This is a genomic window from Streptomyces sp. NPDC087845, from assembly GCF_044742755.1.
Taxonomy (GTDB): domain Bacteria; phylum Actinomycetota; class Actinomycetes; order Streptomycetales; family Streptomycetaceae; genus Streptomyces.
Window position 1 is genome coordinate 61,753 of the sequence record NZ_JBIUVC010000007.1, and the last position, 25,230, is coordinate 86,982.

Consider the following 25,230-nt stretch of genomic DNA (forward strand, 5'->3'; position numbering starts at 1 on the left):
GCCGTCAGTGGCGGTTCGGCTGACGCTTCCACGGACCGGTGATGGCGAGCATGATGCCCGGCGTCTGGATGTTGGCGTACAGCGTCCTGCCGTCGGGCGAGAACGTGACACCGGTGAACTCGCTGTACTCCGGATCCTCTTCGGTGCCCGCGTTCAGCTCGTTGCGGGCGATCGGGTAGGTGCGGCCGCTCTCGGTCGCCCCGAAGAGGTGCTGGATGCCGTCGCCGTCCTCGGCGATGACCAGACCGCCGTACGGCGAGACGGTGATGTTGTCCGGGCCGTCGAAGGCGCCGTCCTTCGACGGGTCGGCGTTCACCCCGAGCAGCACCTTCAGCGTCAGCGTGCGGCGCTTCGGGTCGTAGAACCAGACCTGGCCGTCGTGCTGGACGGGGCTCTCACCGCGGGCGAACGAGGAGACGATGTACGCACCGCCGTCGCCCCACCACATGCCTTCGAGCTTGCGGGCACGGGTGACCTCGCCGTCCGCGAACTGCTTGCGCACCGAGACGGTCTTCGCGTCACGGTCGGGTACGTCGACCCAGTCCACGCCGTACACCGTGCCGATCTTCGTGGCGCGGGACAGGTCGTCGACGAACTTGCCGTTGCGGTCGAAGCACTTGGTGGCCTGGAGGACACCGGCGTCGTCGGCCAGCGTGCGCAGCTTGCCGCGGCCGTGCCGGAAGCCGTGCGGCGGAACCCAGCGGTAGAGGAGGCCATTGGGGCCCGAGGCGTCCTCGGTCAGGTAGGCGTGGCCCTGCTTGGGGTCGATGACGACGGCCTCGTGGGCGTAGCGGCCGAACGCCTTGATGGGGCGCGGGTCGCGGTTGGCGCGCTTGTCGTACGGGTCGACCTCGAAGACGTAGCCGTGGTCCTTGAGCAGGCCGTTCTTGCCGGCCTTGTCCTCGGTCTCCTCGCAGGTGAGCCAGGTGCCCCACGGGGAGGCGCCGCCGGCGCAGTTGGTGGACGTGCCGGCGATGCCGACCCACTCGGCGGTGCGGCCGTCGCGGCGGGTCTCCACGACGGTGCAGCCGCCGGCCGCGACCCGGTCGTAGACGAGGCCCTCGGTGAGCGGCACCGGGTGCTCCCAGTCGGCCCGGGTGCCGCTCAGCTCGTGGTTGTTGACGAGCAGGGTGACGCCGCGGGGGCCCTCGAAGGTGGCCGTGCCGTCGTGGTTGGACGGGGTGTACTCGCCGGTCTCCAGCCTGGTCACACCACTGTGGGTGATGATCTTGTACGAGAATCCGGCGGGCAGCGCGAGGAGGCCCTTGGGGTCGGCGATCAGCGGCCCGTAGCCCGGCTCGCCGTGGTGTCCGTGGCCATGGTCGTGGCCGTGGTCATGGCCATGGTCGTGGCCGTGCTTCGATTCCGACGCGGCCAGGGCGCCGGGTGCGGTGGCCAGCGCTGCGACGGTACCGGTCAGGGCGATGCCGGCGCCGGTGAGGGCGGACTGTCTGGTGAATTCCCTGCGCGTGAAGGGCATCACGTACTCCTGGGGCGACTGGGCGGGTTGTTGGCGCGCCCACAGTCGCGCCCCTGTCCGAACACCAGTTGAACTGCGGGCGACGCCGAAGGGCATCCTTCCTGTGCAGTTGGCCGGATGCGACTCAGTTGGCCGGTTGCAGTCGCCCCGAGCGGTCGTCGCGCCCGGTTGCGCGCATCAGGCCCCCGTACGCGACCGCGCCTTGAACGCCGCCTTCCGGGCCTCCTTGGCCTTCTTCTTGTCGCTGTGCAGCCGCCCCATCGCTTCGAGGACCTCCGCGGTCGCCGGGTGCTCCACCCGCCACGCCTCGCCGAAGAAGCCGCTGTGCTGACCCGCCAGGCCCTCGACCAGGTCCTGGAGCTCCTCCAGGTCGCCCTCGGCCTCCAGCTGGGCCGCGATCGTGTCGATGGCGAGCCAGAAGATCATCGATTCGGGCGGCGCGGGTACGTCCGCCGCGCCCGTTTCCGCGAGCCAGACCCGGGCGAGGCCGCCCAGCTCGGCGTCGTCCAGCACCGCACGCACCGCGGGCTCCGCCTCCGCGCCGACCAGGGCGAGCGCCTCCTGGCAGTGGAGCCGGCGCAGCGGCGCCTGCCGGTCCGTTCCGCGGGCCGCCGCCAGGAGTTCGGCCGCGGCACCGTCCGCGCCGCGCCGGGTGAGCCACAGCTCGATCTCGCCGCGGGCCGCCGTCTCGGGGTAGTACGCGATGCCGCCGAGGAGCACGTCGGCGCCCTTGTCCGCGAGGTCGCCGAGCGCCGGGGCGTCCACCCCCGCCTCCAGCATCCGGGCCCGGATGCCGTACAGGCCGAGGGGGGTCAGCTTCACCATCCCGTACCGGGTGACGTCCTCGTCGTCGGCCGCGGCGGCGTCCTCGCCCTCCTCGACCAGCAACGCCTCGTCCACCGGGCGGTATTCGACGATCCCGATGGGTTCGAGAACCCGGAACTGGTCGTCGAGGCGCATCATCGCCTCGGACACCTGCTCAAGGATGTCGTCGGTGGGCTCGCCCATGTCGTCCGGCACGATCATCGACGCGGCGAGCGCGGGCAGCGGTACGGGGGCCGCGTCCGCGCCGCCGTCGCCGACGGTGAGCAGGTACAGATTGCCGAGGACCCCGTCGAGGAATTCCGCCTCGACCTCCGGATCCCAGTCCAGGGAATCGAAGTCCACCGAACCGTCCTCACCGACGAGGCCGGCGAAGTCCTCGAAGACGGGTGCGGTGGCGTCGGCGTGGACGGCCTCCAGGCCGTCGAGCCAGATCGACAGGACGTCCTGCGGCGATCCCCCGGTGATCAGCGCCAGGTTCTCACCCGCGGCGGCGGTCCCGTCCGCCCCCTCGGCCTCCGCCGGGTCCTCGACGTCCACCAGCCCCGCGTCGACCGCGAGCCGCCATGCCTCGCTCGCCTCCGCCGCGCCCTCCTCGTCCGCCGTGAGGCCGAGGTGCTCGGCCGCCGCCGGCAACTGCGCTTCGACGAGCTCGCCGCCGGCGCCCACCCGGGTCTCCGGGCCCGCCCAGCGGGCGAGCCGGACGGCACGGGCGAGCAGCGGCGCGGCGAGCGCGTCCCGTGCCAGCTCGGCCTCGGTGCGCAGCCTTACGGGCGGCAGGGTGGGGCGCTCTGCGGACATCAGATGGTTCTCCTCGGGGCGTACGGGACCGGGCGGCCCAAGCGTAGACGCATTTCGCCCCATGCCACCCGGTTCATGCAACGGACAGCGTCGGTCCTCCCGGAGGTCCTTGACAACTACCGTGCCCACACAACAGATTGACGCGCGTAGACCTCCATGCCCCCCTCGATACCCCCGGAGCCCGTGATGCCCGCCGCATCGTCCAGAACGACCGCCGTCTCCGCCGTAGTCACCGCCGCGCTCGCCGCGGGCCTGCTCACCGGCGCGGCCACCACCTCCGCGTCCGCCGAGCCGTCCGCGGACGGGCAGGTCCGGATCCACGACATCCAGGGCGCCACCCGGATATCCCCGCTCACGGGCCGGCAGGTCAGCGGTGTCGCGGGCATCGTCACGGGTGTGCGGACGTACGGCTCGAAGGGCTTCTGGTTCCAGGACCCGAACCCCGACGCCGACCCCGCCACCAGCGAGGGCGTCTTCGTCTACACCGGCTCCGCGCCGGCCGTCGCCGTCGGTGACGCGGTCACGGTCTCCGGCACGGTCGCCGAGTACGTTCCGGGCGGTGCCTCCTCCGGCAACCAGTCGCTCACCCAGATCACCAAGCCGACGGTCGCGGTGGTGTCCTCCGGCAACGCGCTGCCCGCACCGGTGACGGTCTCGGCGCGCTCGGTCCCCTCCCGGTACACCCCGTCGGGCGACCTCGCGGCGGGCGGCTCGATCGACGCGCTGCCCCTCGCTCCGTCCCGCTACGCCCTGGACTACTACGAGTCCCTGGAGGGCATGAACATCCGCATCGGCACCTCGCGGGTGGTCGGCGCCACCGACCCGCACGCCGAGCTGTGGGTGACGGTCAAGCCGCACGAGCACGCCAACCGCCGCGGCGGCACGGTCTACGGCTCGTACACCGCGCAGAACACCGGCCGGCTCCAGATCCAGTCGCTGGTACCGCTCGCCGAGCAGCCTTTCCCCACCGCCGATGTCGGCGATGTGCTGTCCGGTGCGACCGAGGGCCCGCTCGACTTCAACCAGTACGGCGGCTACACGCTGACCGCCCGCACGATGGGCACGGTCACCGGCAAGGGCCTGCGCCGGGAGACGACCCGCAAGCAGCGCGGCGGCGAGCTGGCGGTGGCGACGTACAACGTCGAGAACCTCGACCCGGGCGACCCGCAGGAGAAGTTCGACGCGCTCGCCGCCGCCGTGGTCGACAACCTCGCCTCGCCCGACATCGTGGCGCTGGAGGAGATCCAGGACGACAACGGCGCGACGGACGACGGCACGGTCGCCGCCGGCCGGACGGTCGAGAAGTTCACCGCCGCGATCGCGGCCGCGGGCGGCCCGGCGTACGAGTGGCGTTCCATCGACCCGGAGGACAAGAAGGACGGCGGCGAGCCCGGCGGCAACATCCGCCAGGTGTTCCTGTTCAACCCGGAGCGGGTGTCGTTCACCGACCGCGCGGGCGGCGACGCGACGACGGCGACCGATGTCGTACGGGAGCGGGGCCGGGCGGCCCTGACTCTTTCCCCCGGCCGGATCGACCCGGCGAACGCGGCCTGGAAGGACAGCCGCAAGCCGCTCGCCGGAGAGTTCGGCTTCCGCGGCCGTACGGTCTTCGTCGTCGCCAACCACTTCGCGTCCAAGGGCGGCGACGAGTCCATCGTCTCGCAGCACCAGCCGCCGACCCGCTCGTCGGAGGTGCAGCGGCACGCGCAGGCCGGAGTGGTCAACACCTTCGTGAAGAAGCTGCTGAGCGTCCAGAAGAACGCGGACGTCCTGGTCGTCGGTGACATCAACGACTTCGAGTTCTCCGGCACGGCCGAGGCGCTGTCGTCCGGCGGTGTCCTGTACCCGGCGGTGAAGTCCCTGCCGCGCCAGGAGCGTTACTCGTACGTCTACCAGGGCAACACCCAGGTGCTCGATCAGATCCTGACCAGCCCGTCGATCGGCGACTTCGACTACGACAGCGTCCACATCAACGCCGAGTTCGCCGCGCAGAACAGCGACCACGACCCGCAGGTGCTCCGCTTCCGCCCGTAGCGCCTCTCGGCCGGGCCGTGCCGGGCTCGGACCGGTCCGGACCCGGACCGGACGAAAGGCCCCGGCCGTCCGCCGCCGTTACACGCCCGTCCCCGGCCCGATGCTGAGCGCGGGCGTGTACCGGTGCACGCCGCCGCCGGTCACGCCCGCGTACGCCTGCACCCGCTCCCACTGCGGAGTCCTCGACCCGACCCCGTCTCCGGGCGCGGCCAGCGCGTCGGCATGGGCCCGCGCGCTCTCCCATTCGGCGTAATTGAGCACTCGGGTGCCGTCGGTGCTCACGTGGAAGTGTCCGGAGATGCCTCCGGGGGCGGGTGCCGGATCGGTCCCCAGCGCCTCGAACACGGTGTCCACCCAGTCCCGCTGCCGCGCCTTGTCCGGCCCCTCGAACTCGACGTCGACGATCACGACGCACCCCGGCTCCCGCCCGTCGCCCTCCCGCAGCGGCACGGAGCGGTACAGCTCGAAGGTGTGCAGCCCGAGCCGCCGGATGTCCGGAACGGCGGCGTCGATGTCCGCGTTCCGCTCGTCCCGGCCGCTCCGGAAGAACTCCTGGTACGCCTGCTCATCACTCCACTGGCTGTAGTGGAACAAGGTCTTCCCGTCCTCACCGGCATGGACGGTGTACGAGAGCAGTCCCGGGTGCGGCCACTCCCGGCTGCTCCACGCCGTGCGGACGGCCTCGATCGTCCGCCGCTGCCGCTCGGGGGTACCGACATCCCAGGTGCTCGCCTTGACCAGTCCGGCGTCGTTGCGGGCAAGATCGGGGCGGGATTCGAAATGCACGCTCATGACGGGTCCTCCTGACCGGCGCACCCGCGTGGTACGCCGCTGCCGACCACACTGGTACGTCAAGTGCGCTTGAGGTCAACGGGACTCCCCCGTCGGCGTCGTCAGGCCCACCGACGGGACAACGAACGGAGTACCGCATGGAACTGCGTCTCAGGGCGATCACCCGCGAGGAGCATCTGGCATTCGTCGCGAGCCGGCCCGCCGTGAGCCATATGCAGGTTCCGTCGTGGGGCGATGTGAAGCCCGACTGGCGTGCGGAGAGCATCGGCTGGTTCGACCGGGACGGCACCGGTCCGGAACGGATCGTCGGGGCCGGGCTCGTCCTCTACCGGCCGATCCCCCGGGTGAGGCGCTATCTGGCCTATCTGCCGGAGGGCCCCGTCATCGACTGGCACGACGCCTCTCTGAGCCGGTGGCTGGATCCGATGCTGGCGCATCTGAAGGAGCGGGGCGCGTTCTCGGTGCGCATGGGCCCGCCGGTGGTCGCCCGCCGCTGGGACGCCCGGACGGTCAAGGACGCCATCGCCGACCCGGCCGCCGGACGGCTGCGCGACGTCCCGGCGGACACGGACGAGCCGCAGGCCGCCGCCGTGGTGGAGCAGCTGCGCGGACTGGGCTGGCGGCAGGGCGAGGAGGGCGGCGAGGACGGCTTCAGTGCCGGACAGCCCCGTTACGTCTTCCAGGTGCCGTTCGCCGGGCAGTCGCTGGAGGAGATCCAGCGCGATCTGAACCAGCAGTGGCGGCGCAACATCAAGAAGGCCGAGAAGGCGGGCGTCAAGGTCGTCGAGGGCGGCTACGAGGACCTCCCGGCCTTCTACGAGCTGTACCGCGAGACGGCCGAGCGCGACCGCTTCATCCCTCGCCCGCTCGTCTACTTCCAGCGCATGTGGACCGCGCTGCGGACCGAGGACCCCGACCGGATGCGGCTCTACCTCGCCCACCACGACGGCGAGACGCTCTCCGCGGCGACGATGCTGACCGTGGGGAACCACGTCTGGTACTCCTACGGCGCCTCGACCGGCCGCAAGCGCGAGGTCCAGCCCAACAACGCCATCCAGTGGCGCATGATGAGCGACGCGCACGAGAGGGGCGCGGCGGTCTACGACCTGCGCGGCATCACCGACACCCTGGACGAGGGCAACCATCTGCTGGGCCTGCTGCGCTTCAAGGTCGGCACGGGCGGCCGGGCCGCCGAGTACATCGGGGAGTGGGACCGCCCGATCAACAAGGTGCTCCACAAGGCCTTCGCCCTCTACATGGCGCGCCGCTGAAGCGGTCCGCCGGCTCCCGGGAGCGTGAAGCGCCCGTGCCGTCCGCCCCCGGACAGCCGCTTGCCGCGTCCGGGCGACAGCGGGAACGGCGGGGGCCGCTCTCCGTGGCGGGCCCCGGCGATCCGCGTCTCACCACCGGCGCCCCTACGCCGGTCCGGTTCGCCAGGCGGTCATGTTCAGCTCGTCGAGCAGCCGTACGTCGCTGCCCTCCAGCGGGAAGGTGCGCGCCTCCAGGCCGGGAGCCGGTGCGATCTCCAGCGCGTCGCCCTCGATGAGATCCCCGCCGGTCGGGGTGGACACCCAGGCCAGGAGCGAGCGCACCGTCTCCCCCGGCTTCAGCACGACCTCTTCGGGGCCCCGGTCGGTCCCCATGTACGAGGAGCCCGGATTCACCGGGACCGGCAGCGGACGGCCGGCGTCGTCCAGGGCGCGGACGGACGGGTAGCCGTGGACGCGGTACGGCTTTGGGCCGCAGTTGGTGAGGGTGAGGCCGACGGCCCGGTGGCCCAGTGCGGCCTGCACCTCTCCCATGTCGACGACGACCCCGGAGGGCGGACAGCCGGTCCGGTCGGCGACCGCGGTGGGCGTGGGACCCGGCCCCTGCGCCGACGGCGGCGGCCGGTCGGGGAGCGCCGCGGGGACGCTCGGGAACGATGACGGCAGCGGGTCGGCGTGCACCCGGTACGGCGCGCTCGGTGCCGGCTCCGGCTCGCCCTCACCCGCCGGCACGAGGAACCCGGCGCAACCCGAGAGCGACAGTCCCAGCGCCCCGGCCATGAGCACGGCCGCCACCGGCCTCGGCCTCCCGGCCCCGGTTCCGCTCCCCGCCGCTGCCCGTTCCCGTACGGTCATGCACCCGTCCCCCGTGTCGGCCTGCCGCATAGGTGTTCGATCATGCCAGAGCGCGGACCCGCTTCCCCGACTGTTGAGTTCTTCTTCGCCTTCACCCGAAGCAGAACTAAGTGGACCTTCACGGTCCGGTCGACCGACACTTCTGGAATGACAGCTTCCGTAGCCCCTTTCGGCCGCGCACTCTGCGCCATGATCACGCCGTTCACCGCCTCCGGAGCGCTGGACCCGGACGCCGCCGGGAAGCTTGCCGCCTCCCTGGTCGCCGACGGCTGCGACGGTCTGGTGCTCAGCGGCACCACAGGCGAGTCCCCGACCACCACCGACACCGAGAAGACCGCACTGCTGCGGGCCGTCCGGGCGGCGGTCGGCGACGGCGTGCCGATCGTCGCCGGGGTCGGCAGCCCGGACACCCGGCACACCGCCACCCTCGCCCGGCAGGCCGAACAGGCGGGCGCGGACGGCCTGCTGGTGGTGACTCCGTACTACAGCAGACCGCCGCAGGCCGCCGTCGAGGCACACTTCCGGCGCGTCGCCGACGCCACCGGCCTTCCGCTGATGCTGTACGACATCCCCGGCCGCACCGGCACCCGGATCGAGCCCGATACCCTGCTGCGGCTCGCGGAGCACCCGCGCATCGTGGCCGTGAAGGACTGCGCCTACGACCTCCTCGGCTCGACGAAGGTGATGGGCGCGACGCCGCTGGCGTACTACTCGGGCTGCGAGGAGCTGAATCTGCCGCTGTACGCGGTGGGCGCGGCGGGCTATGTCAGCACGGTCGCCAATGTGGCACCCAGGCAGCTGCGGGCGGTCCTGGACGCCTTCGACGCCGGGGACACCGCCGGGGCCGCCCGGCTCAACCGGCTGACCGTCCCGCTCACCGAGGCGATGATGGCGTCCGGGCTGCCCGGCACGGTCACGGCGAAGGCCCTGCTCGACGCCGGTCCGGTCCGTGAACCGCTGCAGCCCGCCGGACGCGAGGCGGCCGACGGGCTGCGGAGGGTGTACGAGGAACTCCTCGCCGCCACGCGCTAGTTGTGGCTGTGCAGGACGTCGTTGAGGCCGCCCCAGACCGCGTTGTTCGGGCGGGCCTCGACGGCGCCGGTGACCGAGTTGCGGCGGAAGAGGATGTTCGAGGCGCCGGAGAGCTCGCGGGCCTTGACGATCTGGCCGTCCGGCAGCGAGATGCGGGTGCCGGCCGTGACGTACAGCCCCGCCTCGACGACGCACTCGTCGCCGAGCGCGATCCCGACACCGGCCTCGGCGCCGATCAGGCAGCGCTCGCCGATGACGATGCGCTCCTTGCCGCCGCCGGAGAGGGTGCCCATGGTGGAGGCGCCGCCGCCGATGTCGGAGCCGTTGCCGACGACGACACCCGCGGAGATCCGGCCCTCGACCATCGACGTGCCGAGGGTGCCCGCGTTGAAGTTGACGAAGCCCTCGTGCATGACCGTGGTACCGGAGGCGAGGTGCGCGCCGAGCCTGACCCGGTCGGCGTCGGCGATCCGGACGCCCTTCGGCGCGACGTAGTCCGTCATCCGGGGGAACTTGTCGACCGAGGTGACCTGGAGGTGCAGGCCCTCGGCGCGGGCGTTCAGCCGCACCCGCTCCACGTCGTCCACGGCGACCGGGCCGAGCGAGGTCCAGGCGACGTTGGCGAGGAGGCCGAAGAGGCCGTCGAGGTTCTGTCCGTGCGGCTGGACGAGGCGGTGCGACAGGAGGTGCAGGCGCAGGTACGCGTCGTGGGCGTCGAGCGGCTTGTCGTCGAGCGAGGCGATGACCGTACGCACGGCGACGACCTCGACACCGCGGCGGGCGTCCACGCCGACGGCCTTGGCGGCGCCCTCGCCGAGGAGGTTCACGGCCTGGTCGGGGGTGAGCCGTTCGGTTCCGGCCGGGCCCGGCTCGGCGGTGAGCTCGGGGGCGGGGAACCAGGTGTCGAGAACGGAACCGTCGCCGGCGATGGTGGCGAGGCCGGCGGCGACGGCGCCGGTGGTGCGAGCAGGAGTCGTGTCGGTCATGACACGAAACCTAACCGGCGGGGCGCCGTCGGAGCCAACCGGTCTCGCCGGGTGGTCGCGGCACGGCCCCCGGCGGCCCGCGACCACCCGGTCAGCCGGGCTGCGTCTGCCGTTCGGGTGCCGGTGCGGAGGCCTCCTCGCACACCGGCACCCGCGCCGCCCCCGGACGCGGCCCAGGCCCACGCCCCGCTGCCGCTCCCGGCAGCCGCCGGGCCGCCAGCACCGCCGCCCCCGCACCGCCGGCCAGCACGGCGCAGGCCGGCCAGAGCAGTCCGGGCGCGGCGGCGTAGAGGGCGCCGCCGAGCGGTGGCGCGAGTACCTGACCGCTGATGGAGGCGCCCGCGTACAGGCTCTGGAAGCGGCCCTGGGCATGGGCGGGGGCCCGGTCGGCGACGTACGCCGTCGCAGTGGTCTTGTAGAGGATCTCGCCCGCGGTCAGCGACGCCATCATCGTGACGGCGAACAGCGCCCCGGCCCCCGGGATCAGCACCGCGTAGCCCAGCCCCACGAGCAGCAGCCCGGTGCCCACGATGCCCAGCGGCGCGCGTCGGCGCAGCGCGTGCGCCGCGGGGAGTTCCAGCAGGAGGATGAGGCCGCCGTTGATGGAGAGCAGCCAGCCGTAGAACTGGGCGCTGTGACCGTGCTCGGACAGGAAGACGGGCAGGGTCGAGTACTGCTGCCGGTAGACGAGGTCGACGCAGAGGATCGCGGCGAGCAGGACCAGCACCGCGGGCCCGGCCCGCAGCTCCCGCCAGAGCCCGGGGGCGCCGGGATCGCGCACCGGGCGGCCGTGCGCGCTGCCGTGCCCCGGGAGCACCGTCGCCGCGTATCCGGCGAAGAGCAGCGTCCCGAGGCCGTCGGCGACGAACAGCCAGTCGTACGAGAAGCGGGCGGCGATCAGCGCGCCGAGCGGCGGGCCGACGGCGAACGCGGCGTTGCCCCCGGCCCGCACGAGGGCGAAGCTCTGGCGTCGCCCTCCCTCGGGAACGGAGACGGCGACGAGTGCCGAGTTGGCGGCGCGCACGACGCCTGCCGCGTACTGCGCGAGCGGCAGCACCCCGTACATCGCGACGACCGGCAGGACCGGCAGGGCGGCGAGTGCGGTCCCGCTGACCAGCGCGCCGGTCAGGAGCATCCGGCGGTGGCCGTAGCGGTCCCCGAACCAGCCGCCGGTGAAGTTCCCCGCGACGAGACCGATGCCGCCGACGCCCGCGATCACTCCGGCCTGCGGGACGGTCAGCCCGCGCGGGCCGGTCAGATAGACGAAGAGGTAGACGAAGGTGAAGCTGACGACCCCGTTGAGGAAGGAGCCGAAGGCCAGCAGCCGTACTGTGCGCGGTACGTCCCGCACGATCCCGAAGAACCCCATCGGCAACACCCTCCCCGGTAAGTTCCTCTTGGGAACGGACTATGGCATCATGGTTGGCCAGAGGTCAATCAGATGGAGACGGCCGCGGCCGACCGACGGAGAAGCCCATGCCCCAGCGCACCAGCCTGGCCGACGCCGCCTGCGCGATCGCCCAGGCGCTCGATGTCGTCGGCGACTGGTGGACCCTGCTGATCGTGCGGGACACGGCGCGCGGGGTGCACCGCTTCGACGCCCTCCAGGAAGAACTGGGCGTGTCCCGCAAGGTGCTGACCGAGCGGCTGCGCCTGCTGGTCGACGCGGGAGTGCTGTCCCGGGAGCCGTACCAGGACCGGCCGCCCCGGTACGAGTACCGGCTCACCGGGCGTGGCCGCGCGCTGCTGCCCGTACTGATCGCGCTCCAGGACTGGGGCGACACCTGGGTGATGGGAGACGGAGAGATGACGGCGACGGCGACCGAGGCGTCGAAGGAGGCGGCCCGGGTGCACGCCCTGGTGGGCACGCGCCTGCCCGAGCTGCGGCTGCTGGACCACGACGGCGCCCCGCGCGACCCGGTCGCCGGCACCCCGTACACCGTCCTGTACTGCTTCCCCGGCGCCTACGCCCGCCGGGACGCCTATCCGCCGGGCTGGGCGCAGATCCCGGGCGCGACTGGCTGCACCCTCGAATCCTGCACGTACCGCGACCAGTTGGCCGAATTCACGGCCGCGGGCGCGACCGTGCACGGGGTGTCCACCCAGCGCCCCGACGAGCAGAGGGCGTTCGCGGACGCGGAGGGGCTGCGCTTCCCGCTGCTGTCCGACGCGGAGCTGGAGCTGGCGGCGGCCCTGCGGCTGCCGACGTTCCGCGCGGCGGGAACGAGCCGGCTGAAGCGGCTGACGCTGGTGGTGGACCGGGACCGGACGGTCCGCGAGGCGCTGTACCCGATCACGGACATCGAGGCGAGCGTACGGGCGGCCCTGACGGCGGTCCGAGGGGCGGACCTGCCCGACGAGTGAGGCCGGGGCGGCCCGAAAACGCAGCCCGCCGGACGCCCGGGACCGGAGCCGGAGCCGGAGCCGTCCGGAGCCGGGGGCGAGGCCGCACGGAGCCGAAATCGCCGGGAGCCGGAATCGTCCGGACCCGGAGCTGTTGGGAGCCGGAGCCGTCCGGAGCCGGAGGCGTCAGGAGCCGGAGGCGTCAGGGCACGAGGCGTCCCAGCATCTCCTTCGCGTACGCCTCGTCGTATTCCCCGCCGGTGAGCAGCACCTGCAGGCAGATCCCGTCCATGAGCGCGATCAGCGCCCGCGCCGTGGCCGGATCGGTGCGCCGGGACAGCAGTTCGGCCGTGCCGTCGGTCCACTCGGCGGCGACCGGCCGCAGCGCGGGCCTGCGGAGCGCGGCGAGATACAGCTCGTACTCCAGCTCGGCCCGTCCGCGCCCGCCACGGAAGTACTCCCCCAGCAGCCCGGCCAGTTCCCCGGCGAGGTCGACGGCCGGATCGGCCAGGGCCTCGCTCTCCCGGATGACCTCGGCGAAGTTCTCGTTCGACCGGCGCAGCGCCGCGATCAACAGCTCGTCCAGCGAGGCGAAGTGATACGTCGTCGAGCCGAGCGGCACATCGGCCTCGGCCGCGACGGAACGATGGCTGAGCCCCGCGATGCCCTTGGCGCCCACCACCCTGATCGCGGCGTCGACGATGCGTCCGCGCCGCTCGGGGTCGTAGCGGCGCGCCATCAGTGGGCCCCTCCCAGGTTCAGCACCACCACTCCGGCGATGACCAGCGCTATGCCCGCCAGCTTGACCAGGTTGCCGGACTCCCCCATGAAGAGGATGCCGATGGCGGCGACCGCGGCGGTGCCGATCCCGGCCCAGATGGCATAGGCGGTGCCCATCGACAGCGTCTTCAGCGTCTGGGCGAGCAGGGTGAAGGCGATGAGATAGCCCGCGACGGTGATCAGCGAGGGCCAGAGCCGGGTGAATCCCTCGCTGTATTTCATGGCCGTCGTACCGGCCACCTCGGCCGCGATCGCCGCGGCAAGCAGTCCATAACCCATGTGTACGAGTGTACGCATCGCCGCTCGCACCACGGCAGGGGCGCTCGGTGCCGGCCGGGACGCTACGGTGTCCCGGCCAGCACACAGGACGACCACACAACGGAGCAGCAGTGACGCAGGACGCAGGGTGGGGCGGTGGCGGTGCGCCGTACGGTGGAGCACCGTACGGAGGGCCACCGGGATGGGGCGGCTGGATGCCACCGCCGAAGCCGGGAGTGATACCGCTGGCGCCCCTGAAGCTCGGGGAGATACTCGGCGGCGCCTTCAGCACGATGGGGCGCTACTGGAAGCAGCTGTTCGGCATAGGCGCGGCCGTGTACGGCGGCGCGCTGGTGCTCGTGGGAGTGGCGGCCCTGATCGCGTACTCCGCGACCGGCGACCATCTGCGCCACGTCGTCTCGCTCAGCGCCGAGGAGGATCCGACGTCGGCGGACCTGGTGCCGCTGCTGACCGGCTTCGGCGCCGTCTGGCTGGTCGCGATGGTCGCGTTCATGGTCAGTACGGCCATGATGTACGCCACGGTTCCGGCGATCCTCCAGGAGGCGGTACTGGGCAGGCCGACCACCTTCGCCGTGATCTGGCGCCGGGCCTGGGCCCGCGTGCCGGCGGTGATCGGAACGGTGATCCTGTCCGTCCTGATCGCGATGATCCCGATGGTACTCGCGGTGATCGGCTTCTTCGCGTTGATGATCGGCGCCATCAGCATGTCGCACGGGTCCGGCATCGCGCTGTGGACCTCGCTCGGCTTCCTGGGCGCCCTGGCCACCGCGCCCCTCGCAGCCTGGCTCTGGGTGAAGTTCTGCCTGGCCCCCTCGGCCGTGGTCTTCGAGGTGCAGCGCCCGGTGGCGGGCCTGCGCCGCTCCTCGCAGCTGGTGCGCGGCGACTGGTGGCGGGTCTTCGGGATCACCCTGCTGGCCTCCCTGATCGCCGCCGTGGCGAACTACATCATCCAGATCCCGTTCTCGTTCCTCGGCATGTTCTCCGGTGTCATCGGCGGCTCGACCCTGAACGACGACCCGAACCCCGCCTCGATCGTCTTCGCCATGAGCGGCTACATGGTGATCATGGCGCTGGGCCAGCTGATCGGTCAGCTCATCTCGGCGACGTTCCCGCAACTGGTGACCGGACTCGTCTACGTCGACCGGCGCATGCGCACGGAGAACCTCGGCCCGGTCCTCGCCGAGGCGGCGGCCGTACCGCCGCGGTACGGCCCGTAGCGCCTGCCCCGGCCCCGGTCGACGAGCGGGTTCTTCGGAGCGAGCACGCAGAAGAAGAACAGCCCTCAGTAATGAGCGGCGGGCCGATTGCTCCCGGCGGCCATCGCGAGTGCGACGATCCAGCCGATCACGGTCCACCCCAGAAACAGGTTGATCACAAGCACCGTGCCCCGGTTGGACATGCCCCGGCTGAACGCCACCACTGCCGGTACGAAATAGGCGACGACCAGCAACAGGGCAACCACTATGGCGATGGGGCCCAGATTCCCCAGATCCATCGACGTACTCCCCCAAGTAGCGGTGTGGACAAGGAGTTTGACGATACCTCATGGCCGGGCCCCCGCAGGGGTCACCGGACCCGCGACAACGGAGGGGCATCGTGCTCGATGCCCCTCCCGCCCGCGCCGTCAGCTGCCGACGGTGAACCAGACGGCCCTGGCCTTCTTCCATTCGGCGTGGTCGAGGTCCTTCGCCTCCGTGCCGTCCCCGTACAGGTCGGCCGATCCGGCGTCGGTGATCAGCTGCGCCCGGGCGCCCGGAACCGCCAGGTCCGGAACCTCGACGACGGCCTCCCAGCCGCCCGGGTCGGCGGTCGGCAGATCGGCCCGCTTGACGGGGGCGTGCGCGGCGACACCGTCCCACGTGTAGAGGGCGTACGGATCGGAGTTGCCGTCGGCCGCCCAGGAACCGGCGACGATCAGATACTGGTCGGCGGCGTTCTTGCGGATGTCCCGGATGCTGAGCCCGCCGAGGTCCAGCTCGATCGGCGCACCGACGACCGCCTTGGCGCCGCTGCCGGCCACCTTGTCGAAGTTGGTGACGGGCACGATCAGGGCCTTGCCCCCGGCCTTCGGCGGCACGAGGGGCGCGCGGAAGCCGAGGTACGCGGTGCTCGTCGAGCCGGGCGCGAACTCCAGGCCCTCGATGTTGAACCCGTCGATCTGCTTGGGCGCCTCACCGTCCGCCGTTCCCGCGGCGAAGCCGAACCGGTTGCCGTTCGCCTTGTCCCAGGCCACGAGGTCGTCACGGAGCTTCTTGTACGAGCCGCCCACCGTCAGCCGGGTGGCGGCACCCGACCCGGTCACCGTCGTGGTGAAGACGGTGTTGCGGTCGGCCTTGTACTCGCCGTCCTTGTTGTTGCCGAGCGATCCGGTCCAGTAGACGGTGTTCCCCACCCGGGCCGCGGCCTCGATGTCGATCTCCTTCGACACCCCGAGCTCCGCACCGATGTCCCAGCTCTTCACGGGCGCACCGGATGCGGAACGGTCGTACAGGCGCAGCGTGTTGGACTCGTCGTCGGCCACGACCACGTATCCGTCACCCGCGTCGACGGCTGCCGAGGCGTCCGAGGATCCGGTGAAGTACCGCGTGTCGGCCGCGTTCTGCACGGCGGCCGACGCCGCGTAGTGCAGCTTCTTCGTGGCGGTCTTGCCGCCCAGCCCGGTGACCTTGATCGTGAGGTCCGTGTAGCCGCGCCCGTGCGCGGCCACCGCGAGCTGCCGGGTGGCGCCGCTCCCGGTCACGGTCACGTCCCCGGTCCCGGCGACCGAGGGCTTGGAACTGGCGGAGGCCGCCACACCGAGCGCTCCGGCGTCGGCGCCGCTCTGCGCCACGGTGACGGTCACCACGGGGTCACCGCTCGCGCCGACGGCACCGGAGAGGTAGGAGACCGAGAGCCCGATCGTCGGCGTTCCGTAACTCACGGCGTGCGCGGGGGCGTTCAGCCCGACGGCGGTCAGTCCGAGAACGGCGCTCGCGGCGATGGCGGTGCGGCGGCGGTACGGCGAAGGATGACGGGACACAGGGGGACCTCTCGTCGGCGCGATGTCGAGGAGCACGGTCCGCCTCCCGGACCAACTGCCCGCATACCCCGTGCGTCCCCAGGAAGAACATCCGGCTCTTCACCGGGGCCTCAGCCGCGGCCGCCGTGGCCGGCAACACGCCTCGCCCGTGGCCGACACCACGCCTCGGCCATGACCGGCAACACGCCTCGGCCGCGGCCGGCAACACGAAACGGCCCCCGGCAGAAGCCGGGGGCCGTTCGTCGGTGCGGACGGCTCAGACGTTGAAGCCCAGCGCGCGCAGCTGCTCGCGACCGTCGTCCGTGATCTTGTCCGGGCCCCACGGCGGCATCCAGACCCAGTTGATCCGCAGCTCGTTGACGATGCCGTCGGTCGCGGACTTCGCCTGGTCCTCGATGACATCGGTCAGCGGGCAGGCCGCGGACGTCAGGGTCATGTCGAGGGTGGCGATGTTCGCGTCATCGATGTGGATGCCGTAGATCAGGCCCAGGTTGACGACGTCGATGCCCAGCTCGGGGTCGACGACGTCGTACAGGGCCTCGCGGACCTCCTCCTCGGAGGCCGGCTTGGTCGTGAGCTCCTCGTTGGATGCCACCGTGTTGTCGCTCATGCCGTCTTCCCTTCGGACAGCGCTTTCGCCGTCGCGTCCTTCCACGCCATCCAGCTCAACAGCGCGCACTTGACCCGGGCCGGGTACTTCGAGACACCGGCGAACGCCACCGCGTCCTCCAGTACCTCCTCCATCGCGTCGTCCGGCTCCAGCTGGCCCTTCGACTGCATCAGCTCCAGGAATGCCTCCTGGATCTTCTGCGCCTGGCCCAGCTCCTTGCCGACCAGCAGATCGTTCAGCACGGATGCGCTGGCCTGGCTGATGGAACAGCCCTGACCCTCGTACGACACATCGGCGATGGTCTCGCCGTCGTACTTCACCCGGAGAGTGATCTCGTCGCCGCACGTCGGGTTGACGTGGTGCACCTCGGCGTCGCCGTCCCGCAGGCCGCGCCCGTGGGGGTGCTTGTAGTGGTCCAGGATCACTTCCTGGTACATGGAATCAAGCTTCACCAGTCAACCCTCAGCCGCTCTACGTATTAACCGAAAAAGTTCCGTACGTGTTCCAGTCCGTCCACCAGGGCGTCGACCTCGGCGGGCGTGGAGTACAGATAGAACGACGCTCGCGTCGTCGCAGGAATTCCGTACCGCAGGCAGACCGGCCGTGCGCAGTGGTGTCCGACCCGGACCGCGATGCCCTGCTCGTCGAGCACCTGGCCCACGTCGTGCGGGTGGATGTCACCGAGTGTGAAGGAGATCGTGGCACCGCGGTCCTCGGCGGTCGCGGGACCGATGATCCTGAGGTCCGGGACCTCCAGGAGCCGCTTCACCGCGTACTGGGTGATCGCGTGCTCGTGCTGGTAGATCTTCTCCATGCCGATCGCCGAGAGGTAGTCCACGGCCGCGCCGAGGCCGACGGCCTGGGCGATCGGGGGCGTACCGGCCTCGAACTTGTGGGGCGCGGGGGCGTACGTCGACGAGTGCATCGACACGGTCTCGATCATCTCGCCGCCACCGAGGAACGGCGGCAGGTCCTCCAGGAGCTCCTGCCGTCCCCAGAGCACGCCGATGCCGGTCGGGCCGACCATCTTGTGGCCGGTGAAGGCCACGAAGTCGGCCTGCAGCGCCTGGACGTCGAGCACCATGTGCGGGGCGGCCTGCGAGGCGTCGATGCAGACCAGCGCGCCGACCTGCTGGGCACGGCGGACGATCTTCTCGACCGGGTTGATCGTGCCCATGATGTTGGAGACCAGGGTGAAGGAGACGATCTTCGTCTTCTCCGTGATGATCTCGTCGATGTTGGACAGGTCGAGCCGGCCGTCGTCGGTGATGCCGAACCACTTCAGCTTCGCGCCCGTGCGCTGCGAGAGCAGCTGCCACGGCACGATGTTGGAGTGGTGCTCCATCTCCGTGGTGACGATCTCGGTGTCGTGGTCCACCCGGTAGGGCTCATCGGCCCAGCCGAGCATGTTGGCCACGAGGTTGAGCGACTCGGAGGCGTTCTTGGTGAAGATCACCTCGTTGCGGCTGGGCGCGTTGATGAACGCGGCGACCTTGTCACGGGCGCCTTCGTACAGCGCCGTGGCCTCCTCCGCGATCGTGTACACGCCACGGTGCACATTGGCGTTGTGCCGCTCGTAGTACTCGTTGAGTGCGTCGAGCACCTGGCGCGGCTTCTGCGAGGTCGCCGCACTGTCCAGGTAGACGATCTTCTTCCCGTCGTGGACCGTCCGATCCAGCAGGGGGAAGTCCTTGCGGATCGCCTCGGTGTCGAGGAGGCCCGGCAGCTGTGTCACGCGGAAGCGCCACCCTTCACGTATGCCTCGTAGCCCTCGTTCTCCAGCTTGTCGGCGAGCTCGGCGCCGCCGGACTCGGCAATGCGGCCGTTGGCGAAGACGTGCACGAAGTCGGGCTTGATGTAACGGAGGATCCGCGTGTAGTGCGTGATCAGCAGGGTGCCGACCTCGCCGGTCTCGCGGACCCGGTTGACGCCCTCGGAGACGATGCGCAGGGCGTCGACGTCCAGGCCGGAGTCGGTCTCGTCGAGGATCGCGACCTTCGGCTTGAGGAGCTCCAGCTGAAGGATCTCGTGACGCTTCTTCTCACCGCCGGAGAAGCCCTCGTTGACGTTGCGCTCGGCGAACGCCGGGTCCATCTGGAGCCGGCCCATCGTCTCCTTGACCTCCTTCACCCAGGTACGCAGCTTGGGCGCCTCGCCGCGGACGGCGGTGGCGGAGGTGCGCAGGAAGTTGGAGACCGAGACACCGGGGATCTCGACCGGGTACTGCATCGCGAGGAACAGTCCGGCGCGGGCGCGCTCGTCGACGGTCATCTCCAGGACGTCCTCGCCGTCCAGGGTCACCGAACCGCTGGTGATCGTGTACTTGGGGTGACCCGCGAGGGAGTACGCGAGGGTGGACTTGCCGGACCCGTTGGGGCCCATGATGGCGTGGGTCTCGCCCTGCTTCACGGTCAGGTCGACGCCCTTGAGGATCTCCTTCGTGGCGTTGTCGGCCTCGACGGAGACGTGCAGGTCGCGGATTTCAAGCGTTGCCATGGGTGACTCAGGACTCCTGGGTGACGGAGACGAGCACATCGTCCCCTTCGATCTTGACGGGGTATACGGGGACGGGGCGCGTCGCGGGGAGGCCGGACGGCTTGCCGGTGCGGAGGTCGAAGCTGGAGCCGTGCAGCCAGCACTCGATCATGCAGTCCTCGACCTCTCCTTCGGACAGCGAGACGTTCGCGTGCGAGCAGATGTCGTTGATCGCGAACACCTCGCCCTCGGTACGGACGACGGACACCGGGACGCCGTCGAGCTCCACCCGCTTCGGGGTGTCGTCCTCCAGCTCACTCAGCGCGCAGGCTTTGACGAAGGCCATCAGACGGAAGCCTTCAGCTCGGTCTCGATCTTGTCGAGCAGCCGCGCCTCGACGTCCGGCAGACCGATCTGCTGGACGAGCTCGGCGAAGAAGCCGCGCACGACGAGCCGGCGGGCCTCCTCGGCCGGGATGCCGCGGGACATCAGGTAGAAGAGCTGCTCGTCGTCGAATCGGCCGGTCGCGGAGGCGTGGCCGGCGCCGACGATCTCGCCGGTCTCGATCTCCAGGTTCGGCACCGAGTCGACCCGCGCGCCGTCCGTGAGGACGAGGTTGCGGTTCATCTCGTAGGTGTCGGTGCCCTCGGCCAGGGCCCGGATGAGGACGTCACCGATCCACACCGCGTGTGCGCCGTCGCCCTGGAGCGCGCCCTTGTAGGCGGCGTTGGACTTGCAGTGCGGGGTGTTGTGGTCGACCAGGAGGCGGTGCTCCTGGTGCTGGCCCTTGTCGGTGAAGTACAGACCGAAGAGCTCGGCCTCGCCGCCGGTGCCCGCGTAGCTGACGCGCGGGTGGAGGCGGACGAGGTCGCCGCCGAAGGTGACGACGATCGACTTGAACGAGGCGTCCCGGCCGACCAGCGCGTTGTGCTGTCCGACGTGGACCGCGGTCTCGTCCCAGTCCTGCACGGAGACGACGGTCAGCTTCGCGCCGTCACCGAGGACGTAGTCGACGTTGGCGGCGAGCACCGCGTCGCCCGTGTGGTCGATCACGACGACGGCCTCGGCGAAGGCGCCCAGCTCGACGACCTGGTGGCCGTAGGCCACACCGCCCTCACCGTGCACCGCGATGCGGATCGGCTCGGTGAGCACGGCCTCCTTGGCGACCGTGACGACGGACGCCTGCTCGAAGGACGTGTACGCCTGGGCGGCGACGCGGTCCACCGGGATGCCGGCCTTCCCGAGCCGGGAGTCGTCGCGACCGACGGTCTCGACCGTGACGCCCTCGGGCGCGTCGATCGCGACCTTCACGGCGCCGCCGGTGGCGACGGCCGTGCCGTCGTGCAGCCCGCGCAGCCGCTCCAGCGGCGTGAACCGCCACTCCTCCTCGCGGCCGTGCGGAACCGGGAAGTCCGCAACGTCGAAGGACGGGGGCGCGCTCATGCGCGTGGCGACGGTCGACTCGGCGGCCACCGCGATGGACCCGGTGGTGGTGGAACCAGCCGGAGGGGGTCCCCCCGCTCGAACGGAGCCGAGAGTGGGGGAGTTCTGAGCCTCAGCCATGGCTGTCGTAGTGCTCGCTTTCTCTGTCAGTGGTCGGGGAATCCGGTCGTCAGGCTGCGCTAGCCGACCGAACCCTCCATCTGCAGCTCGATCAGCCGGTTGAGCTCGAGGGCGTACTCCATCGGCAGCTCCTTCGCGATCGGCTCGACGAAGCCGCGCACGATCATCGCCATCGCCTCGAACTCCGTCAGACCGCGGCTCATCAGGTAGAAGAGCTGGTCCTCGGAGACCTTGGAGACGGTCGCCTCGTGCCCCATCGACACGTCGTCCTCGCGGACGTCGACGTACGGGTAGGTGTCGGAGCGCGAGATCGTGTCGACCAGCAGCGCGTCACAGAGCACGTTGGACTTCGCGCCCGGCGCGCCCTCGCCGATCTCGATGAGACCGCGGTAGGAGGTGCGGCCGCCGCCGCGCGCCACCGACTTGGAGACGATGTTCGAGGAGGTGTTCGGCGCCATGTGGACCATCTTGGCGCCGGCGTCCTGGTGCTGGCCCTCGCCCGCGAAGGCGATGGACAGGGTCTCGCCCTTGGCGTGCTCGCCCATCAGGTAGACGGCCGGGTACTTCATGGTGACCTTGGAGCCGATGTTGCCGTCGACCCACTCCATGGTCGCGCCCTCGTAGGCCACGGCGCGCTTGGTGACCAGGTTGTAGACGTTGTTCGACCAGTTCTGGATCGTCGTGTAGCGGCAGCGGCCGCCCTTCTTCACGATGATCTCGACGACCGCGGAGTGCAGCGAGTCGGAGGAGTAGATCGGCGCGGTGCAGCCCTCGACGTAGTGGACGTAGGCGTCCTCGTCGACGATGATCAGCGTCCGCTCGAACTGGCCCATGTTCTCCGTGTTGATACGGAAGTAGGCCTGCAGCGGGATGTCGACATGGACGCCCTTGGGCACGTAGATGAACGAGCCACCGGACCACACGGCCGTGTTCAGCGAGGCGAACTTGTTGTCGCCGACCGGGATGACGGTGCCGAAGTACTCCTTGAAGAGCTCCGGGTGCTCCTTCAGCGCGGTGTCGGTGTCGAGGAAGATGACGCCCTGCTCCTCCAGGTCCTCGCGGATCTGGTGGTAGACGACCTCGGACTCGTACTGCGCGGCGACACCGGCGACCAGGCGCTGCTTCTCCGCCTCCGGGATGCCGAGCTTGTCGTAGGTGTTCTTGATGTCCTCGGGCAGGTCCTCCCAGGACTCCGCCTGCTTCTCCGTGGACCGCACGAAGTACTTGATGTTGTCGAAGTCGATGCCCGACAGGTCGGAGCCCCAGTTCGGCATGGGCTTCTTGTCGAAGAGCCTGAGGCCCTTGAGCCGCAGCTTCAGCATCCATTCGGGCTCGTTCTTCTTCGCCGAGATGTCGCGGACGACATTCTCGGAGAGCCCGCGCTTGGCCGCGGCGCCTGCCGCGTCGGAGTCGGCCCAGCCGAATTCGTACGTGCCCAGACCCTCGAGCTCAGGGTGGGCAGTCTCCGTGGGGAGCGTCATGCGGGGTTCCTCCCGGCCGTGCTTGCAGATGCTGAATGGTTGGTCTGTGGTGGTGCGTGGCCGCTGCGCGGAATGTACGTCGTACACACACCGTCGCCGTGGGCGATGGTGGCCAGACGCTGCACATGCGTCCCGAGGAGGGTGGAGAAGAATTCCGTCTCCGCCTCGCACAGCTGCGGGTACTGCTCGGCGACATGGGCGACCGGGCAGTGGTGCTGGCACAACTGCTCGCCCTGCTGCGGGCCGGGCGCGCTACGCGCCGTAGCAGCGTACCCGTCGGCCGACAAGGCCTTGGCCAACGCCTCGGTCCGCGCCTCCGGGTCCGCGGCCTCGACCGCCGCGCGGTACGCCTCGGACTGGGCCGCGATCCTGGCCCGTGCGAAAGCGACGACCGCCTCGTCGCCCGAGGTCTCGGCGATCCAGCGCAACGCGTCCGCGGCCAGCTTGTCGTAGGACTGGTCGAAGGCGTCCCGTCCGTAGTCGGTGAGCGCGAACGCCTTGGCCGGGCGGCCCCGGGTACGCGCCCCGTACACCCGCTGTTCGCGGGCCTCGACGACGCCGTCGGAGGCGAGGGCGTCGAGGTGGCGGCGGACCGCGGCCTGGGTCAGGCCGAGGCGCTTGGCCAGCTCGGCGACCGTGGACGGGCCGTGGTCCAGGATGGAGCGCGCGACCCGGTTGCGTGTCGAACGCTCGCCGGTCGCGAGTTCCTCCTGGGGTGACTCCCGCTTGGCCTCGCCGTATTTCACAACGCCATTGTTGCGTAATTCATCGCCCCCTGACAACCACGGTCCGAAACGATCTACGGTGCCCTTCATCACTTAGGGTCACCTAATTCGGCCCCGCGACACGGCCCCGTCCCGCCCCTGCCTAGACTTACCGGCCATGAAGAGCGAGTCCGTCGTACAGGTCAGGAACCTGGTGAAGCGGTACGGCCCCAAGACCGCTGTGGACGGCCTCGACCTGTGTGTACGCACCGGCACGGTCACCGCCGTCCTCGGTCCCAACGGCGCCGGCAAGACCACCACCGTGGAAACCTGCGAGGGCTACCGCCGCCCGGACGACGGGACGGTACGGGTCCTCGGCCTCGACCCGGTCGCCGACGCCGCGCAGCTCCGCCCCCGGATCGGCGTGATGCTCCAGTCGGGTGGCGTCTACTCCGGGGCACGCGCCGACGAGATGCTCCGCCACATGGCGAAGCTCCACGCCCACCCGCTCGACGTCGACGCCCTGATCGAGCGCCTCGGCCTCGGCGGCTGCGGGCGTACGGCCTACCGGCGGCTCTCCGGCGGCCAGCAGCAGCGGCTCGCCCTGGCGATGGCCGTCGTCGGCCGCCCCGAACTGATCTTCCTGGACGAGCCGACCGCCGGCCTCGACCCGCAGGCCCGCCGCTCCACCTGGGATCTCGTACGGGAGCTGCGCGCCGACGGCGTTTCGATCGTCCTCACCACGCACTTCATGGACGAGGCGGAGGAACTCGCCGACGACGTCGCCGTCATCGACGCGGGCAAGGTGATCGCCCAGGGCAGCCCCGAGACGCTCTGCCGCGGCGGCGCCGAGAACACCCTGCGCTTCACCGGCCGCCCCGGTCTCGACCTGGGCTCCCTGCTGAAGGCGCTGCCCGACGGCACGGAGGCGGCCGAGCTCACCCCGGGCACGTACCGCATCAGCGGCGACGTCGACCCACAGCTGCTGGCCACCGTCACCTCCTGGTGCGCGCAGCACGGAGTGATGCCGTCCGGCATCTCCGTGGAGCGCCACACCCTGGAGGACGTCTTCCTGGAACTGACCGGCAAGGAGCTGCGCGCATGAACGCCGGTACGTACACCCCGCGGCCGGGCGCCGCCCCGCTGTCCCGCATGATCACCACGCAGACCGCGCTGGAGACGCGGATGCTGCTGCGCAACGGCGAGCAGCTGCTGCTGACGGTGATCATCCCGACGCTGCTGCTGGTGCTCTTCAGTGCGGTCGACATCGTGGACACCGGCGCCGGCGAGTCCGTGGACTTCCTGACGCCCGGCATCCTCGCGCTCGCCGTGATGTCCACGGCCTTCACGGGCCAGGCCATCGCCACCGGCTTCGAGCGGCGGTACGGGGTGCTCAAGCGGCTCGGTGCCTCGCCGCTGCCCCGCTGGGCGCTGATGACCGCCAAGACCCTCGCCGTGCTCGTCACCGAGGTGCTGCAAGTGGTGCTCCTCACGGTGATCGCGTTCGCGCTGGGCTGGTCGCCGCACGGCAACCCCTTCGCCGTCCTGCTGCTGCTCGTGCTCGGCACGGCGGCCTTCTCCGGCCTCGGGCTGCTGATGGCCGGCACGCTGAAGGCGGAGGCGACGCTCGCCGCGGCCAATCTGGTCTTTCTGCTCCTGCTGGTCGGCGGCGGGGTCATCGTGCCGCTGGAGAAGTTCCCGGATGCGGTGCAGTCGGTGCTGGGGCTGCTCCCGATCGCGGCGCTCTCGGACGGGCTGCGGGACGTGCTCCAGCACGGCGCGTCGATGCCGTGGGGCGACCTCGGCATCCTCGCGGTGTGGGCGGTGCTCGGGCTGGGCGCGGCGGCGAAGTTCTTCCGCTGGGAGTGAGGCTCCCTCCGCCGCGAGTGACCCCGAGGACGCGCTC

Annotated in this window: 25 protein-coding genes; 7 read left to right on the forward strand and 18 right to left on the reverse strand. The window is 70.8% G+C overall.

Annotated elements, in window-relative coordinates:
* Positions 1-4: 4 nt before the first annotated feature.
* The gene (locus ACIOMQ_RS19275) at positions 5-1,480 is read right to left on the reverse strand and encodes an alkaline phosphatase PhoX (RefSeq protein ID WP_362206097.1); all 1,476 of its coding nucleotides are present in this window, start codon (positions 1,478-1,480) and stop codon (positions 5-7) included.
* A gap of 177 nt (positions 1,481-1,657) precedes the next feature.
* Positions 1,658-3,103, reverse strand: a complete 1,446-nt coding sequence (locus ACIOMQ_RS19280) for a hypothetical protein (protein WP_402189653.1) — start codon at positions 3,101-3,103, stop codon at positions 1,658-1,660.
* A gap of 186 nt (positions 3,104-3,289) precedes the next feature.
* Here ACIOMQ_RS19280 and ACIOMQ_RS19285 point away from each other — a divergent pair, with 186 nt between their 5' ends.
* A complete protein-coding gene (locus tag ACIOMQ_RS19285; protein ID WP_401264474.1) occupies positions 3,290-5,137 on the forward strand; it encodes an endonuclease/exonuclease/phosphatase family protein in 1,848 nt (615 codons plus the stop codon).
* A 78-nt stretch (positions 5,138-5,215) separates the two neighbouring features.
* Here the strand turns inward: ACIOMQ_RS19285 and ACIOMQ_RS19290 are convergent, their stop codons facing one another.
* A complete protein-coding gene (locus tag ACIOMQ_RS19290) occupies positions 5,216-5,929 on the reverse strand; it encodes an antibiotic biosynthesis monooxygenase (RefSeq protein ID WP_401264476.1) in 714 nt (237 codons plus the stop codon).
* A 137-nt stretch (positions 5,930-6,066) separates the two neighbouring features.
* Between ACIOMQ_RS19290 and ACIOMQ_RS19295 the strand changes: the two genes are divergently transcribed.
* Entirely contained in the window at positions 6,067-7,200 is a 1,134-nt protein-coding gene (locus ACIOMQ_RS19295; protein WP_401756771.1) for a lipid II:glycine glycyltransferase FemX, read from the forward strand.
* A 144-nt stretch (positions 7,201-7,344) separates the two neighbouring features.
* Here ACIOMQ_RS19295 and ACIOMQ_RS19300 read toward each other — a convergent pair whose 3' ends face one another.
* Positions 7,345-7,983: a DUF4232 domain-containing protein gene (locus ACIOMQ_RS19300; protein ID WP_401943180.1), complete on the reverse strand. Its 639-nt coding sequence runs from the start codon at positions 7,981-7,983 to the stop codon at positions 7,345-7,347.
* Positions 7,984-8,199: 216 nt separating this feature from the next.
* Here ACIOMQ_RS19300 and dapA point away from each other — a divergent pair, with 216 nt between their 5' ends.
* Positions 8,200-9,084: a 4-hydroxy-tetrahydrodipicolinate synthase gene (gene dapA / locus ACIOMQ_RS19305; RefSeq protein WP_401264482.1), complete on the forward strand. Its 885-nt coding sequence runs from the start codon at positions 8,200-8,202 to the stop codon at positions 9,082-9,084.
* On the opposite strand, the gene dapD is transcribed toward dapA, so the two are convergent.
* Together dapD and ACIOMQ_RS19315 are read right to left on the reverse strand one after the other, a co-directional pair.
* A complete protein-coding gene (dapD, locus tag ACIOMQ_RS19310) occupies positions 9,081-10,070 on the reverse strand; it encodes a 2,3,4,5-tetrahydropyridine-2,6-dicarboxylate N-succinyltransferase (protein ID WP_362206113.1) in 990 nt (329 codons plus the stop codon). The genes dapA and dapD overlap by 4 nt on opposite strands.
* Positions 10,071-10,161: 91 nt before the next feature.
* Positions 10,162-11,439 carry an MFS transporter gene (locus tag ACIOMQ_RS19315; RefSeq protein ID WP_401756769.1) on the reverse strand — a complete coding sequence of 426 codons (1,278 nt, stop codon included), beginning with the start codon at positions 11,437-11,439 and terminating at the stop codon, positions 10,162-10,164.
* 107 nt (positions 11,440-11,546) lie between these two features.
* Here ACIOMQ_RS19315 and ACIOMQ_RS19320 point away from each other — a divergent pair, with 107 nt between their 5' ends.
* On the forward strand, positions 11,547-12,434 hold the full coding sequence (locus ACIOMQ_RS19320) for a winged helix-turn-helix transcriptional regulator (protein WP_362206117.1): 888 nt from the start codon (positions 11,547-11,549) through the stop codon (positions 12,432-12,434).
* A gap of 181 nt (positions 12,435-12,615) precedes the next feature.
* Here ACIOMQ_RS19320 and ACIOMQ_RS19325 read toward each other — a convergent pair whose 3' ends face one another.
* Positions 12,616-13,152, reverse strand: a complete 537-nt coding sequence (locus tag ACIOMQ_RS19325; protein WP_401756767.1) for a TetR/AcrR family transcriptional regulator — start codon at positions 13,150-13,152, stop codon at positions 12,616-12,618.
* Complete coding sequence (locus tag ACIOMQ_RS19330; protein WP_351078852.1) at positions 13,152-13,472, reverse strand: multidrug efflux SMR transporter; 321 nt, start codon at positions 13,470-13,472, stop codon at positions 13,152-13,154. Before ACIOMQ_RS19330 ends, ACIOMQ_RS19325 begins: the two co-directional genes overlap by 1 nt.
* A gap of 194 nt (positions 13,473-13,666) precedes the next feature.
* On the opposite strand from ACIOMQ_RS19330, the gene ACIOMQ_RS19335 reads away from it, so the two are divergent.
* On the forward strand, positions 13,667-14,689 hold the full coding sequence (locus ACIOMQ_RS19335) for a hypothetical protein (RefSeq protein ID WP_362206122.1): 1,023 nt from the start codon (positions 13,667-13,669) through the stop codon (positions 14,687-14,689).
* A gap of 65 nt (positions 14,690-14,754) precedes the next feature.
* Here ACIOMQ_RS19335 and ACIOMQ_RS19340 read toward each other — a convergent pair whose 3' ends face one another.
* The 10 genes from ACIOMQ_RS19340 to ACIOMQ_RS19385 all read right to left on the reverse strand — a co-directional run bounded on the left by ACIOMQ_RS19340 (position 14,755) and on the right by ACIOMQ_RS19385 (position 23,402).
* Positions 14,755-14,967 carry a superinfection immunity protein gene (locus ACIOMQ_RS19340; protein ID WP_362206124.1) on the reverse strand — a complete coding sequence of 71 codons (213 nt, stop codon included), beginning with the start codon at positions 14,965-14,967 and terminating at the stop codon, positions 14,755-14,757.
* A 129-nt stretch (positions 14,968-15,096) separates the two neighbouring features.
* Positions 15,097-16,491: a hypothetical protein gene (locus tag ACIOMQ_RS19345; protein ID WP_401943103.1), complete on the reverse strand. Its 1,395-nt coding sequence runs from the start codon at positions 16,489-16,491 to the stop codon at positions 15,097-15,099.
* A 256-nt stretch (positions 16,492-16,747) separates the two neighbouring features.
* Positions 16,748-17,101, reverse strand: a complete 354-nt coding sequence (locus ACIOMQ_RS19350; protein ID WP_401264493.1) for a metal-sulfur cluster assembly factor — start codon at positions 17,099-17,101, stop codon at positions 16,748-16,750.
* On the reverse strand, positions 17,098-17,553 hold the full coding sequence (gene sufU / locus ACIOMQ_RS19355) for a Fe-S cluster assembly sulfur transfer protein SufU (protein ID WP_335935977.1): 456 nt from the start codon (positions 17,551-17,553) through the stop codon (positions 17,098-17,100). Before sufU ends, ACIOMQ_RS19350 begins: the two co-directional genes overlap by 4 nt.
* A 26-nt stretch (positions 17,554-17,579) precedes the next feature.
* Positions 17,580-18,836: a cysteine desulfurase gene (locus tag ACIOMQ_RS19360; protein ID WP_362206128.1), complete on the reverse strand. Its 1,257-nt coding sequence runs from the start codon at positions 18,834-18,836 to the stop codon at positions 17,580-17,582.
* Positions 18,833-19,597, reverse strand: coding sequence for a Fe-S cluster assembly ATPase SufC (gene sufC, locus ACIOMQ_RS19365; protein WP_266736468.1), 765 nt, complete (start codon positions 19,595-19,597; stop codon positions 18,833-18,835). Before sufC ends, ACIOMQ_RS19360 begins: the two co-directional genes overlap by 4 nt.
* Before the next feature lie 7 nt (positions 19,598-19,604).
* A complete protein-coding gene (locus ACIOMQ_RS19370) occupies positions 19,605-19,922 on the reverse strand; it encodes a bifunctional 3-phenylpropionate/cinnamic acid dioxygenase ferredoxin subunit (RefSeq protein ID WP_093539686.1) in 318 nt (105 codons plus the stop codon).
* Positions 19,922-21,139: a Fe-S cluster assembly protein SufD gene (gene sufD / locus ACIOMQ_RS19375; RefSeq protein WP_362206131.1), complete on the reverse strand. Its 1,218-nt coding sequence runs from the start codon at positions 21,137-21,139 to the stop codon at positions 19,922-19,924. Before sufD ends, ACIOMQ_RS19370 begins: the two co-directional genes overlap by 1 nt.
* A 59-nt stretch (positions 21,140-21,198) precedes the next feature.
* Entirely contained in the window at positions 21,199-22,620 is a 1,422-nt protein-coding gene (gene sufB, locus ACIOMQ_RS19380) for a Fe-S cluster assembly protein SufB (protein WP_362206132.1), read from the reverse strand.
* Positions 22,617-23,402, reverse strand: a complete 786-nt coding sequence (locus tag ACIOMQ_RS19385) for a helix-turn-helix transcriptional regulator (protein WP_401943178.1) — start codon at positions 23,400-23,402, stop codon at positions 22,617-22,619. The genes sufB and ACIOMQ_RS19385 overlap by 4 nt, the downstream gene beginning before the upstream one ends.
* Positions 23,403-23,502: 100 nt before the next feature.
* Between ACIOMQ_RS19385 and ACIOMQ_RS19390 the strand changes: the two genes are divergently transcribed.
* Positions 23,503-24,429 carry an ABC transporter ATP-binding protein gene (locus ACIOMQ_RS19390; RefSeq protein WP_362206133.1) on the forward strand — a complete coding sequence of 309 codons (927 nt, stop codon included), beginning with the start codon at positions 23,503-23,505 and terminating at the stop codon, positions 24,427-24,429.
* Positions 24,426-25,193 carry an ABC transporter permease gene (locus tag ACIOMQ_RS19395; RefSeq protein WP_362206134.1) on the forward strand — a complete coding sequence of 256 codons (768 nt, stop codon included), beginning with the start codon at positions 24,426-24,428 and terminating at the stop codon, positions 25,191-25,193. Before ACIOMQ_RS19390 ends, ACIOMQ_RS19395 begins: the two co-directional genes overlap by 4 nt.
* The last annotated feature ends 37 nt before the right edge of the window (positions 25,194-25,230 follow it).